Below are 13103 nucleotides of genomic sequence, written 5' to 3' on the forward strand. Positions count from 1 at the left end.
TGGCCGCGGTCATCTCCAACCAGGGGGGCTACTACTCCACCTTCGCCTATCTGTCGGAAGCGCGGCGCATGGGGCTGAAGGTGTTGCTGCCCGACGTCAACCGCAGCGAGCGCCACTATACCGGCCGAGGCCAAGAGCTGCGCGTCGGCCTGATGCAGATTAAAGGCCTATCTGAGGGGAGCATCGCGGCCATTTTGGCAGCACGCGCCCACGGGCCGTTCCGCTCGTTCGACGATTTCCTGCAGCGCGTGCGCATCGACCCAGCGCAGGTGCGCTTGCTCATTAAAGCCGGGGCGTTCGACTGCGTGGAGCCGCACGCCTCGCGTCCTGAACTCATGTGGCACCTGCAGTACTGGGCAGCCAAAAGGCACCGCACTGCGGCACAGGTGCTCCCTCTGTTTCCGGACGAACCCCTTGACCTTCCTGACATTCCGGATTATGACGAGCGCACTGTCCTGCGCCACGAAATGGAGACCTTGGGGTTCCTCATCAGTCGCCACCCGCTGACCCTGTACCAGGAGCGCCTCAAGGGGTTGGACTATGTGCCGGCCAAAGAGCTCCACCGCTACGCCGGGCGGGCTGTGACGACCATCGGCTGGTGGGTGACCGGCAAGGTCGTCTCCACCAAGCGCGACGAACCGATGGAGTTTATGAGTTTTGAAGACACCACCGCGCTCTATGAGACGGTCTTTTTCCCGCAGGCCTACGCCAAATTCGCGCGGATGATCAGCGACACCCGCCCCTACGTGCTGCGCGGGCGCGTGCAGGAAGAGTACGGCGCGGTGACCCTCAACGTGTTCGACGTCCGTTTTCTGTAAGATTCCTGTTGATTAATTGTCAGGAATTTTACATCTTGTCACTGCCAAGTCCTGGTAAAGCCCAGGAGGCCAAGCTGGCAGGCAACGACGCGGCGCGCCATGGACATTGTAGACAAGCTACGCTGGATCGACTCCATAAGCCTCTCCACGCCACCAACACAGCCAAAGGTCGGTGGCAGGGACATTGAGGCTCACTTCCCCGGGCGGCTTCTGCAGACGCCGATGGGGAGCTGCTTTGCCAGCACCTTTCGACAGCCGCTTGCGGTCGCGGATATCCTGGCCCGCTCCTTCGGGTTGCTCCAACTGGTGGGCAAGGACGAGTCGTTGCAGACCCTCGACCTGCGCCGTGCGGCCTTTGTGGACTGCGAAACCACAGGGTTAGCCGGTGGCTCCGGCACCTACTGCTTCCTGGTCGGCATTGGGACCCTCGTCGACGGCGACGCCGTCATCAAGCAGTTCTTCATGCGCAACTTGAGCGAGGAACCTGCCCTCCTTCATGCCGTGCGCGACGAGCTCAGCGCCTGCGAAGGCCTGGTCACTTACAACGGCAAGGCCTACGATTACCCCCTCCTGCTCACGCGTTTTGCCCTGCGCCGCATGCCTGCGCCACAGCCCTTGCTGCACCTGGACCTACTGCACGCGGCCCGCCGCCTGTGGCGCGACCGTATCGAGGCGATGACGCTAAACGCCGTGGAGACGCAGCTCCTGGGCATCAGACGCGCCCAGGACGTTCCAGGCCATCTCATCCCCAGCCTCTACTTTGCCTACCTGCGCTCCCGGGACGCTGCACAAATGCCGTTGGTCTTCGAGCACAACCGCCAGGACATTCTCTCCCTCATGCACCTTGCCGCAAAGCTCCTCCAGCTCCATGCGGAACCACACACGTTCGCCAGGGAAGGCAACGATTTGCTCGCCCTCGGCCGCGTCTACGAGGACTTGCGCCTGTTCCAACGCAGCGCCGCCCTTTACGAACTTGCTCGTGCCAAGGGGCTGGACCCACGAGCGTCCACGCCGGCGTTGGTGCGCCTCAGCCTCTGCTACAAGCGCCTGGGCCAGTTGGATAGGGCCATCGCACTCTGGGAGGAAATGGTCGCCCAAGGGGCCGGCGGTGTTTTCCCCTACGTGGAGCTGGCCAAATACTACGAACACCGCGCCCGCCAGTACCAGCGGGCAATGGAGCTGGTCGACCGCGCCTTGCACGCTCTGGAGGTGGACGAGCTCTACGGCGACAGGTGGCAAGCGGAAGAACAACGCGCTGAGCTCCTGCACCGGCGCCGGCGCCTCCTCGCCAGGATGAGGAAAGCACCAATCAGCCAGAACTTTCCGCTCGAGGACCCTCGCCGATGACCGTCGCTCAGATCTTGGACAGGCTGCAGCAGACACCGGAGTTTCGAGACAACGTCACCCACTGGCAGGTTCTGCCGGCGCGGGCTGCACAGTACACGGACTTTCCGGCGCACTTGAACCAACGGCTGGTGGCGGCGGTCAAGGAGATGGGCATCCGTCAACTTTACAGTCACCAGGGGGCCGCGTTGCAAGCCCTGGCCACCGGGCGACATGTGGTGGTGGTCACCCCCACTGCCTCCGGCAAGACTCTATGCTACAACCTGCCCGTGCTCAACACAATCCTCGGCGAGCCGGAGGCGCGCGCCTTGTACCTCTTTCCCACCAAGGCACTTTCCCAGGACCAGGTGGCCGAGCTGCACGACATTGTCACTCTGCTGGGTGAGGACATCAAGACGTTCACCTTTGACGGCGACACCCCGTCCTCGGCGCGGCAGGCCATCCGCACCTCAGGGCACATTGTAGTCACCAATCCTGACATGCTCCACCAGGGCATTCTGCCCCACCACACCAAGTGGCTGCGCCTGTTCGAAAACCTGCGCTACGTGGTCATCGACGAAATCCACAACTACCGGGGCGTTTTTGGCAGTCATTTGGCCAACGTCGTGCGCCGCCTGAAGCGCGTCTGCCGTTTCTATGGTTCCAACCCGCAGTTCATCTGCTGCTCTGCCACCGTGGCCAATCCCAAAGAGCTGGCCGAGCGGCTGGTCGAGGAGCAGGTGGAGCTCATTGACAACAACGGGGCACCGCGCGGGGAGAAGCATTTCATCCTGTACAATCCGCCGGTGGTGAACAGAGAGCTGGGCATTCGCCGGTCTTCGGTGCGCGAGGCGCAGAAGATTGCCCGCTACTTCCTGGCCGGCGATGTGCAGACCATCCTGTTCGCGCGCAGCCGTCTACGGGTGGAGATCCTTCTCAGCTACCTTAAAGAGACCATGCGCCAGTTGCACAAACCAGAAAGCCGTGTGCGCGGCTATCGCGGCGGCTATCTGCCCAACGAGCGGCGCGAGATTGAAAGGGGGCTGCGCAGCGGCGAGATACTCGGCGTGGTCAGCACCAATGCCTTAGAGTTGGGCATCGACATCGGACAGTTAGATGCCTGCATCATGGCGGGCTACCCGGGGACGATCGCCAGCACCTGGCAACAGGCCGGTCGCGCAGGGCGCCGCCTGGATGCCTCGGTGGCAATCCTGGTGGCCTCCAGCGCGCCTCTTGACCAGTACATCGTCAACCATCCTGAGTACTTCTTCGGACAGCCCCCCGAAGCCGGCATCATCGACCCGAACAACCTCCTGGTGCTCATGAGCCATGTCAAATGCGCGGCGTTCGAGCTCCCCTTCGAGGAGGGCGAGCGCTTTGGCGTGGAGACCACCGGCAAGATCCTCGACTACTTGGAGCAGAACCAGGTACTGCACCGCAGCGAGGGCAAATACCACTGGGCCAGCGACATCTACCCGGCTGAGGAAGTAAGCCTACGCAGTGCCTCCACCGGCAATTTCGTCATCATCGATACCACGACAAAGGGCAAGGAGCGGGTCATCGGCGAGGTCGACCAATTTAGCGCGCCAATGCTCGTGCATGAGGGGGCCATCTACATGCACGAGAGCAAGCAATACCACGTGGACACCTTGGACTGGGAGCGCCGCAAGGCCTACGTCCACGAAGTGGCCGTTGACCATTACACCGACGCAGAGGAAAAGAGCCACATCCGCGTCCTGGACGTCGAGGCCCAAGAGGCGGTGCCGGGCGGAAACAAGGCGCTGGGCGAGGTGAGCGTGACGACCATCCCGACCATCTACAAGAAGATCAAGTTCGGCACGCACGAAAACGTCGGCTGGGGCAAGATCAATCTGCCGGAACTGGAGCTCCACACCACTGCGTATTGGTGGGAAATCACGCCGGAACAGTTGGCGCCGCTGGCGCTCAACCAGGCCACCTTAGCGGACGCGCTCAAGGCGGTGGCCAATGTGCTGGCCAACGTGGCGCCGGTGTTTGCACTTTGCGACCCGCGCGACATCCGCGCCGTGCCCATGGTGCGCTCGCCGTTTTCGGAGCTCCCCACCGTGTACATCTACGAGAGCCATCCCGGGGGCGTGGGCCTGAGCAGGCGTCTTTTTCACCTCCATGCCGACCTGCTGGCGGCGGCGCGAGACCTCATCGCCAGATGCCCCTGCACCGGCGGTTGTCCCTCCTGCGTGGGACCACCGCTGGAGGTTGGGCAAACAGGCAAGGCCGAGGCGTTGCGCCTGTTGGGGTTGGGAGTCGGCCAGTGAGCCGGCCGATCGCCGCACTATTGTGCGCAAGGAGCGTGCTATGCCATTCTCTGAGACTGATTACAAGACGTATGTCCACTGGGGCACCAGCACCTGGACCTACGAGGGGTGGAAAGGCATCGTCTACCACAAGGACTACCGGCCCGAGCGTTTCAAGAAGGAGTGCCTGGCCGAATACGCGCGCGATGGCAGGTTCTCAACGGTAGGCATGGACCTCTTCTTCTACCGACCGCCCTCGCCCTACGAATTGGCCGCCTATGCCCGGCAACTGCCGCCAGGCTTCAAGGCGTGCTCAAAGGTGTGGGAAGAAATCACCGTCAAGCGCTACCCCAATCATCCCCGCTACGGCGACAACAGGGGCAAGGAGAACCCCAACTTCCTCAGCGTCGAGCACTTCGTCAGCAAGGTGCTGGAACCCTATCGCAAGGCTTTCGCCAACTTTGCCGGGCCGTTCATCTTTGAGTTCGGCTATCTGTCGCGGGAGGACATGCCCTCGGTGCACGCCTTCGCTGAGCGGCTGGACGGCTTCTTTGCCCAAGTGCCAAAGGACTTTCAATACAGCGTCGAAATCCGCAATCGCAACTTTCTTGCCCCGGCCTATTTTGCCGTGCTCCGCAAGCACGGGGTGGCGCACGTGTTCAACCACTGGAGCTTTATGCCACCCATCAGCGAGCAGCTACGCTACGACGCCGTGACTGCGGATTTTATCGTGTGCCGCGTGCTCACGCCCTTAGGGATGCGCTACGAAGAGGCGGTCAAGCGCTTTCAGCCGTACGACAAGATTGTGGAGCGGCAGCCGCGCATGCGCCAGGATGTGCTGCGCCTGGCAGCCATGGCCATGGAGCGGAAGGTGCCGGCCTACATTCTCATCAACAATCGGGCGGAGGGCTCGGCGCCGCTCACCATCACCGAGTTAGACCAGCTCCTGCGGCAAAATCTGCTCTCGTAGATCCGTCGCCTTGCGCCGGGACAAGCTGCGGTTATCTGCGGTCTCGTTTTCCCCGCTTGGCCGCCGACGAGCCCGCCTCACCGCAAGAAGAAGACCACTCCGAGGTGGACGCTGATGTCCTCGCCATCGGACTCGGTCGTCACGTTGTCCTGGCGCATGCTGACCATGTCTTTGACGCTGTGGTAGCGGCACTCGACGTCCACCCAGGGGCCGAGGCCGATGTCGACCATGGCACCCCCGCCGGCGTTCCACTCCCACTTGGTCCTGGTCTTGCTCTCGGAGTAGCCGAAGCCCCAGGCATCTGTCACTGCGTATACGTCCTGGAAGATGTACAAGCCACCCAGCGCTGCCGCGTAGATGCGGAACCTGCCGACGTCCACCGCGAGCTGTGGCCCAACGGTGAGCCGGAAGGCCTCCTGGCGTTGGGAACCCGCGTAGTAGTAAAAGTCCCCCACGGGCCTGGAGCTGTAGGAGAGATAGTCAAAGTCGCCGCGCAAGGCCAGCACCTGCGCTTGGGGCAGGGTGTAAAAGGCCTTTACTCCCACTCCCTCTCCGCTTTTCAGCTCATCGGCCATTGAGCCGGTGGGTACGGAGACCACCACACGCGGCCCGACGGCGAATTGCGCCCCGGCCCTACCGGCCAAGGCAAAAGAGATGGCCACAATGACAAGCAGAACGTTTCTCATTGGCGTTCCCTTCGTATCGTACACGCCAAGCCTCCTGACCGCCCTCACCTTCGTCGCGCCTCCAGAAGGCATCGCCTTCATGGGATGCCACAAGGCCGAGAGGCGGCGTAGGTGGACAGCCAATTCCCCCGCAGTACATCAAGGCTTTGAACTCCAGCCCTCCCTCTTGGAACCGCCCCTTCACTATGGCCGGCAGGCCCTACAGTCCAGGAAGGCACTGCACTCCAAAGAACGACATCGGCGGTCCACGCCTCCACGAGGCCACAGGGCCTCCCGGAAAGTTGCCTTGGGAGAGAATATACACCCAGCCTCAGAGAAAGTCAACGTCTTTTTCACCCCTTCTTCACGGCGCGGCGTGGGCGAACACGGGCCCGAACGACCAGCAGGGACCCTTTCTCCGCTCCCTTCTCCTACACAATTCCCTTGTTTTCCTCGCTCAGAATTCGTAAAATGGCGGCACGTACGTGTTCTCGCACCGCCGCGAGGGCAAGAGGCGGCTGAGAGCCGTTGCCCCGGACGAGGGGGCGGACGCACCGGCCGGACCTGCTCGCAGAGCCGAGTCCTCGAATGGTGCTTTACGATGCGAGCACCGGAAGGGTGTTCGCCTGTGTCGGAGCGAACTCGGGCACCGAGCCAGGAGCACCGCGGGTCACCTGCGCCACCCCGTCCTTGCGAGAGGCGGAGAGAAGTAAATCCCTGCATAAGGGAAGAAAAGGCTGGTGGCAGACCAAGAGCGGCGCCGATCGCCGGTGCGCTCCGCTCAGAGCATCATCTTGTGAGTCGTCCATGGAAGATCCCTATGAGAAGCTGGCGCAGCGCTTAGACCAGACACCCAACGGCTTCCCACGCACGGCAAGCGGTGTGGAGCTGCGCCTCTTGGCCAAGCTCTTCACACCCGAAGAAGCGGCTTTGGCAGCGGAATTGACCCTTCAGCCGGAGACAGCAGAGGAACTCGCCCTGCGCCTGGGCCGAGACCGCCATGAACTCCGCCACATACTCAAGGAGATGCTAAAGAAGGGGCTGATCGACGCGGAGCCGGGGAAAGGAGGATTCGCCTACAAGCTGCTACCCTTTGTGGTCGGCATCTACGAGCACCAGAACGCGCAGATCGACGAAGAGTTTGCACACCTTTTTGAGGACTACTACCGCCAGGACATCCATCGCGTCATGACTGCGCGGCCGTACGTGCATAGCGTCATTCCCGTGGAGCAGGCCTTTCCTTGGGAAGTTGAGGTGCTGCCATACGAGCAGGCCAGCCACTACATCGAGCAAGCGCGCGCATGGGGTGTGCTGAATTGCATCTGCCGCGTGCAAAAGCGCCTGATCGGGCAGGGGTGCCGGCACTCAGTCGACAACTGCCTTGTGCTTTCGCCGCGACCTGGAGCATTTGACCATGCCACGGCCATCCGCGCGCTGAGCAAGGAGGAGGCTCTGGCGGTGCTGGCTGCTGCCGAACAAGAAGGGCTTGTCCACTCGACTTCGAACGTGCAGGAAGGGGTGAGCTACATCTGCAACTGCTGCATCTGCTCCTGCGGGGTGCTGCGCGGCATTGCGGAGTTGGGCGCGCTCGGTGCCGTCGCTCCTTCGTCCTACCAGGCGTCTGTGGACTCCACGTTGTGCAGCGCCTGCGGCACCTGCATAGAGCGCTGCCAGTTCGGCGCCCTGGCCCTTGACGGCGCTTCCTGCACCGTGGAGGTGCGCCGCTGTGTGGGCTGTGGCCTGTGTGTGAGCACCTGCCCCACCGGCGCCATTCGCCTGGAACTTCGCGCACCGGAAGATCGGCAGTCGCCGCCGCGCACAGAGGAAGAGTGGCGGAACGCCCGCTTAGCTGCCCGGAGAGACAGCACGCCGTGAGGGCACCTTGTCCCTATCGCCCGCGCACGTCTCCCCGTTTCTCCTCGATGTGGTGCTTGATGGTGTGTGCCTGATAGATGAAAATCACCTCTTCGGCGATGTTGGTGGAAAGGTCGGCAATGCGCTCCAAGTTCTTGCTAATGATTATCAAGTGGAGCGCCCGGGAGATGGTGCGGGGGTCCTCCACCATGTAGGTGAGGAGTTCACGAAACACCTGATCGTCGAGGTTGTCCACCTGGTCATCCCGCACGCAAATGTCCCTGGCCCGCTGCACGTCGCCGGTGACAAAGCTCTGAATGCTATCCCTGACCATCTCTTGCGCGAGCACGGCCATGCGCGGGATGTCGATGAGCGGCTTGAGCTGTTCCTGCTCGCACAGGAGAATCGCCCGCTCGGCAATATTGACGGCGTGATCGCCCATACGCTCCAGGTCGTTGTTGATCTTGATGGCCGAGGTGACAAAGCGTAGGTCACCGGCCATGGGCTGATGCAGCGCCAAAAGCTTCAGGCACTGCTCGTCGATGGCGATCTCTAAGCTGTTGATGGCGTCGTCGCCGGCGATGACTTGCTCGGCGAGCGACTTGTCCCGGTCGATCAACGACGCCACCGCCTTGCTGATGGCTCCTTCCACCAACGTGGCCATTTGCGTTAAGGTGGCCTTGAGCTCTTGGAGCTGCTCATGAAAGTGCCGTTCCATAAGTTTTTTCCTCTGCTAATGAACGGGCGGCATCATCCGAAGCGCCCGGTTACATAGTCCTCGGTCCTCTTCTGGCGCGGCCGCGTGAAAATCTGATCCGTCTCGCCGAACTCGATCAACTCGCCAAGGTAGAAGAAACCGGTGTAGTCCGAGACGCGCGCCGCCTGCTGCATGTTGTGGGTGACGATGACGATGGTGTAGTGCTGCTTCAGCTGAAAAATGAGCTCCTCGATCTTTTGCGTGGCGATGGGGTCGAGCGCCGAGGCAGGCTCATCCATCAAAATCACTTCCGGGCGCACCGCCAAGGCCCTTGCGATGCACAACCGTTGCTGTTGCCCGCCCGAAAGGTCCATGGCTGACTTGTTCAAGCGGTCCTTGACCTCGTCCCACAAGGCGGCGTCCCTGAGGCTCTCCTCCACCCGCTGCGCCAACACCGCAGGATCGTGCACCCCGTGAATACGCAGCCCATAGGCCACGTTGTCGAAAATCGACTTGGGGAAAGGGTTGGACTTTTGAAAAACCATCCCCACTTTGCGCCGCAGTTCCACCACATCCACGCGCCGGTCATAGATGTCCACGCCGTCAAGGAGAATGGTGCCCTCCACGCGCGTCCCGGGGATGATGTCGTTCATGCGATTCAGCGAGCGCAAAAAGGTGGACTTGCCGCATCCGGAGGGGCCGATGAGGGCAGTGACCTTGTTCGCCTCGATGTCCATGCTGACATCGCACAGCGCCCTCACACTCCCGTAGTAGAAGCTAAAGTGCTTGGTCTTGATCTTGATGTTTCCCATCTCTGCGTTGTGTCCTTGAGCTGCCTACGCGCGGCGGAATTTCCTGCGGAACCGGTAGCGAATGAGCACCGCCCCCAAATTCAAGACAAAAATGAGCATGACCAGCACCAGCGCCGTCCCATAAGCAAGAGGTCGCACCTTGGCAATCTCGTGGTGCTGCGTGGACATGATGAACAAGTGGTAGGGCAGGGCCATAAACTGGGTGGTCAATACCTTGGGGAACCGTGCGAGAAAGGGCCAGAAAAAGGCCGCTCCGGTGAAGAGGATAGGGGCCGTCTCGCCCGCAGCCCGCGCCAGTCCAAGAATGGTGCCCGTAAGCATCCCTGGCACTGCGTAGGGCAGGACGTTGGTACGGATAGTCTGCCATTTGGTCGCGCCCAGAGCAAGGGCCCCTTCGCGGTAGGAGAAGGGCACGGTCTTGAGCGCCTCCTCGCTGGCGGTGATGGTCCAGGGCAAGGTCAGCAGCCCCAGGGTGAATCCTGCCGAGAGGACCGAAAGACCAAGGTTGAGCGTGAGCACGAACAGGCCGAGGCCGAAAAGTCCGTACACGATGGACGGCACACCCGAAAGGTTGCGAATGGCCACCCGGATGAGGCGCACAAGCCGCCCCTGCCGAGCGTACTCATTCAAATAGATAGCTGCGCACATACCCAGCGGCACGGAGACGGTCACGGTCACCAAGCTCACCCAGAACGTGCCGACAATGGCCGGCCAGATGCCGCCGGCGGTCATCCCTTTGGTGGGCTTCTGAGTGATAAAGGCCCAGGTGACCGCCTTGCCACCCTTGGCCACGATGTCGTACAAGATGAGGACCAGCACCGCCACCACCAGCAGCGCGGCCACCCCAAGCAGCGCAAAACCCAGGGCCTCGCTGAGCTTTCTCCACGACTTTCTCATCGTCGCACCCGCTGGAAGCGTTCCAACACGAGGTCTGAGACCACATTGACAGCAAAGGTCATGCAGAAAAGCACCAGCCCGATGACGAACAGCGATTGATAATGCAAGCTCCCCTGCACAGTCTCTCCCATTTCGATGGCGATGGTGGCGGTCATCGTGCGCACGGGGTCGAGAAAGCTCCTGGGGACGGCTGCTGCGTTGCCCGTCGCCATAAGCACGGTCATCGTCTCGCCGATGGCCCGTCCCATGCCGAGCATTACCGCCGCAATGATGCCAGAAGAGGCCGAGGGCAGCGTCACGTGCACCAGTGTCTGCCACTTGGTGGCGCCAAGCGCCAAGGAGGCGCTCTTGAACTCCTGGGGCACCGACACGATGGCGTCTTCACAGATGCTGACGATGGTCGGCAGGGCCATGACCGCCAGCAAAAGGGCGCCGTTCAGAGCGCACAGGCCGCTGGGCATGCGGAAGACCCGCGCTATGACAGGGCCGACAAGCACCACGCCGAGAAAGCCAACCACCACCGAGGGGATGCTGGCTAAGATTTCCACCACCGGCTTCAAAACCTCCCGCAGCTGGGGTGGCGCCACATCGGCAAGGAAAGCGGCGCAGGCCACACCCACCGGCACCGCGATGACCAGGGCCCCAAAGCTCACCATGAGCGTGCTGAGCACCATGGCCAGTATCCCATAAGAGGCCCGTTCGGGCGACGTGGGATCCCAACGCAAGTGGAAGAAAAATTCACCCACCCCAAGCTGCTTGAGCGCCGGCAGGCTTTCTGTGAACAAAAGGGAGAAGATACCCAGGAGGATGACGATAGCCAACACGCCGTTGGCGGCAAAGAAAAGTCGCAGCGCGTTCTCCTTGAGATCGCGCCACGAAGAAAAACGCCTGCGCAGGTTATCTGTTGGCTGCTTAGACAAACGGCCTCCTCAAATCTCAACGCTTCCGCTCAAGCCCGGCTCTCGCTCCATGAAGGCGTTGTAATATAACCTTCCCATATTACATCCATGTTACAAAAAGGCGCCTCCGGCAGAAATTCTCCGCGGAAGCGCCTTGGAGGAGCAAGCACAGCTCTACGGTGCGGCCATTAGAAGCCGAGCTTCTTGTTCGCCTCTAAGTACTTTCCGGAAACGGGGTAGAACCCCATCTCTTCCACTATCTTCTGCCCTTCGGCGCTGAGTTCGAAGGCGATGAAGCTTCTCACTGCGCCCTTCGGCGTTCCGTTGGCGTACTGGTAAAGCGCTCGCGCGATGGGATAACGCCCAGTGGTGATATTCTCGGTGAGGAGCGGCGATACCCCGGGTGACTTTGCGTCCTTGGCCACCTCGACGACCTTGAGGCCGGGGATGACTTGCCCTTGCTCGTCACGCACGTAGCCGACGCCCACATAGCCAATGCCGCCCTTGTCGGTGCGCAGGGCTTCGACTATCTGCGCGTTGCCGTTCATCTGCTTCATCCTGGGCGAGTAGTTCTTGTTGCCCAACACGAACTCCTGGAAAAACACGTAGGTACCCGAGTTCGGCTGGCGGCCGTACAGGGAGATCGGTAGGTTCGGTCCGCCTACTTCGCTCCAGTTGGTAATCTCGCCGCGGAAAATGGCGCCAATTTGGTCCTTGGTGAGCTTGGTGACGGGGTTGCTGCTGTTGACCGCAATGGAAAGGGCATCGATGGCGATGGCTATCTCCACTGGGATGACCCCGTTCTCCTTGGCAGCGGCGTATTCCTTTTCCTTCATTTCCCGTGACGCGTTGGCGATGTGGACGCGATTGGCAATGAGTGCGGCGATGCCCACGCCCGATCCACCTCCGGACACCGCACACGCCACCTGCGGGTTCTTTTCCATGTACACCTCAGCCAACCGCTGCACCAGGTTGACCATCGTGTCGGAGCCCCTAATCTGCAACAGCTCCTGTGAGAAGAGCAAGGTGGGGACGAACACACCTGCGATCAGGATTGCCATGATTCTTCTCATCGCGAAACCTCCCTCTGGTTAGTTACGTCTACTCGACGACTATCTTACCCGAGCTGTAGTTGTACGACAATGTCAAGCGAGCAGTGAGATCACTGTCGACCTTTGGCGCCGCGTACTTCTTGACAATCACGTTCGGCATGACGTGAATGCCTGCCACGGGGATGTAGTCCAGGCCGGCGAAGATGGTTTCTTCCTCGTTCTTCTCGCCGCCGATGAGAACCCCATTCTTGAAGGCAGTAAACACGTCCGACTTGGTGTTGGGGTCGAAAAAGTCATAGCGTGCAAACACCTTGAGTCTCGGGATTGTGGTGATGACGGAGGCGAAAACCGAATAACCGAATCGCTGCACATCTGCCGGCGCATAGTTCTTCACCGCGTTGGCCTCGATGGTGACGTCGGTTATGCCTGACTCCTTGTTGGTTCGCTGAAAGACCTCGGCCCCAAGGGAGAACCTGCGGTGGTCATATCCCACGAACGCCTTGAGGGTATGGTAGCTGCTGGCTAACCGATAGTCCTTTGCGGAGCTCAGCTCCACGGCCGTCTGCAGTTCGCGCTTGGCCAGATTCTCATAGTCGGCGTATCCCTCGATGATGACCCCACGCATGGGCGTGAGCCACAAGGCGTACCCCACCTTCTTGAAGCGGTCTATCTCCGAGGAACCATAGCCGGAGCCGTTGAACACCGCCAGCCAATGATGGATCGTGCTGCCGAAGAGGTCGCCCTTGATGGCCAAGCCCATGTCCGCCGAGGAAGAGATCTTGTTCAGGTCCATAATCGTCTTTTCGATGGAGCGGTAGCCCCAAAGCTCTTCGCTGTTCTTGA

Annotated in this window: 12 protein-coding genes; 5 read left to right on the plus strand and 7 right to left on the minus strand. The window is 61.1% G+C overall.

Annotated elements, in window-relative coordinates:
• From H5U38_03585 to H5U38_03600, 4 genes are all read left to right on the plus strand, one after another.
• The coding region (locus tag H5U38_03585; GenBank protein MBC7186098.1) for a DNA polymerase III subunit alpha at nucleotides 1-818 on the plus strand (818 nt) is incomplete at its 5' end.
• 99 nt (nucleotides 819-917) lie between these two features.
• Complete coding sequence (locus H5U38_03590) at nucleotides 918-2165, plus strand: ribonuclease H-like domain-containing protein (protein ID MBC7186099.1); 1248 nt, start codon at nucleotides 918-920, stop codon at nucleotides 2163-2165.
• A complete protein-coding gene (locus tag H5U38_03595) occupies nucleotides 2162-4435 on the plus strand; it encodes a DEAD/DEAH box helicase (GenBank protein ID MBC7186100.1) in 2274 nt (757 codons plus the stop codon). The genes H5U38_03590 and H5U38_03595 overlap by 4 nt, the downstream gene beginning before the upstream one ends.
• A gap of 40 nt (nucleotides 4436-4475) precedes the next feature.
• Nucleotides 4476-5384, plus strand: coding sequence for a DUF72 domain-containing protein (locus tag H5U38_03600; GenBank protein MBC7186101.1), 909 nt, complete (start codon nucleotides 4476-4478; stop codon nucleotides 5382-5384).
• A 77-nt stretch (nucleotides 5385-5461) separates the two neighbouring features.
• Here the strand turns inward: H5U38_03600 and H5U38_03605 are convergent, their stop codons facing one another.
• Nucleotides 5462-6070 carry an outer membrane beta-barrel protein gene (locus H5U38_03605; protein ID MBC7186102.1) on the minus strand — a complete coding sequence of 203 codons (609 nt, stop codon included), beginning with the start codon at nucleotides 6068-6070 and terminating at the stop codon, nucleotides 5462-5464.
• 786 nt (nucleotides 6071-6856) lie between these two features.
• Between H5U38_03605 and H5U38_03610 the strand changes: the two genes are divergently transcribed.
• Nucleotides 6857-7924, plus strand: a complete 1068-nt coding sequence (locus H5U38_03610; GenBank protein ID MBC7186103.1) for a 4Fe-4S binding protein — start codon at nucleotides 6857-6859, stop codon at nucleotides 7922-7924.
• Nucleotides 7925-7937: 13 nt separating this feature from the next.
• On the opposite strand, the gene phoU is transcribed toward H5U38_03610, so the two are convergent.
• The 6 genes from phoU to H5U38_03640 all read right to left on the minus strand — a co-directional run.
• Nucleotides 7938-8621 (minus strand): phosphate signaling complex protein PhoU, encoded by a 684-nt coding sequence (phoU, locus tag H5U38_03615; protein ID MBC7186104.1) that lies wholly within the window; start codon nucleotides 8619-8621, stop codon nucleotides 7938-7940.
• A gap of 32 nt (nucleotides 8622-8653) precedes the next feature.
• Complete coding sequence (locus H5U38_03620; protein MBC7186105.1) at nucleotides 8654-9412, minus strand: phosphate ABC transporter ATP-binding protein; 759 nt, start codon at nucleotides 9410-9412, stop codon at nucleotides 8654-8656.
• Between the two features lie 24 nt (nucleotides 9413-9436).
• Nucleotides 9437-10309 (minus strand): phosphate ABC transporter permease PstA, encoded by an 873-nt coding sequence (gene pstA / locus H5U38_03625; GenBank protein MBC7186106.1) that lies wholly within the window; start codon nucleotides 10307-10309, stop codon nucleotides 9437-9439.
• On the minus strand, nucleotides 10306-11205 hold the full coding sequence (pstC, locus tag H5U38_03630) for a phosphate ABC transporter permease subunit PstC (protein ID MBC7186107.1): 900 nt from the start codon (nucleotides 11203-11205) through the stop codon (nucleotides 10306-10308). Before pstC ends, pstA begins: the two co-directional genes overlap by 4 nt.
• 191 nt (nucleotides 11206-11396) lie before the next feature.
• A complete protein-coding gene (locus tag H5U38_03635) occupies nucleotides 11397-12281 on the minus strand; it encodes a PstS family phosphate ABC transporter substrate-binding protein (GenBank protein MBC7186108.1) in 885 nt (294 codons plus the stop codon).
• A 28-nt stretch (nucleotides 12282-12309) separates the two neighbouring features.
• The coding region (locus H5U38_03640; GenBank protein MBC7186109.1) for a hypothetical protein at nucleotides 12310-13103 on the minus strand (794 nt) is incomplete at its 5' end.

The sequence above is a fragment of the Calditrichota bacterium genome, from assembly GCA_014359355.1.
Taxonomy (GTDB): Bacteria; Zhuqueibacterota; Zhuqueibacteria; order JANLFK01; family Oleimicrobiaceae; genus Oleimicrobium.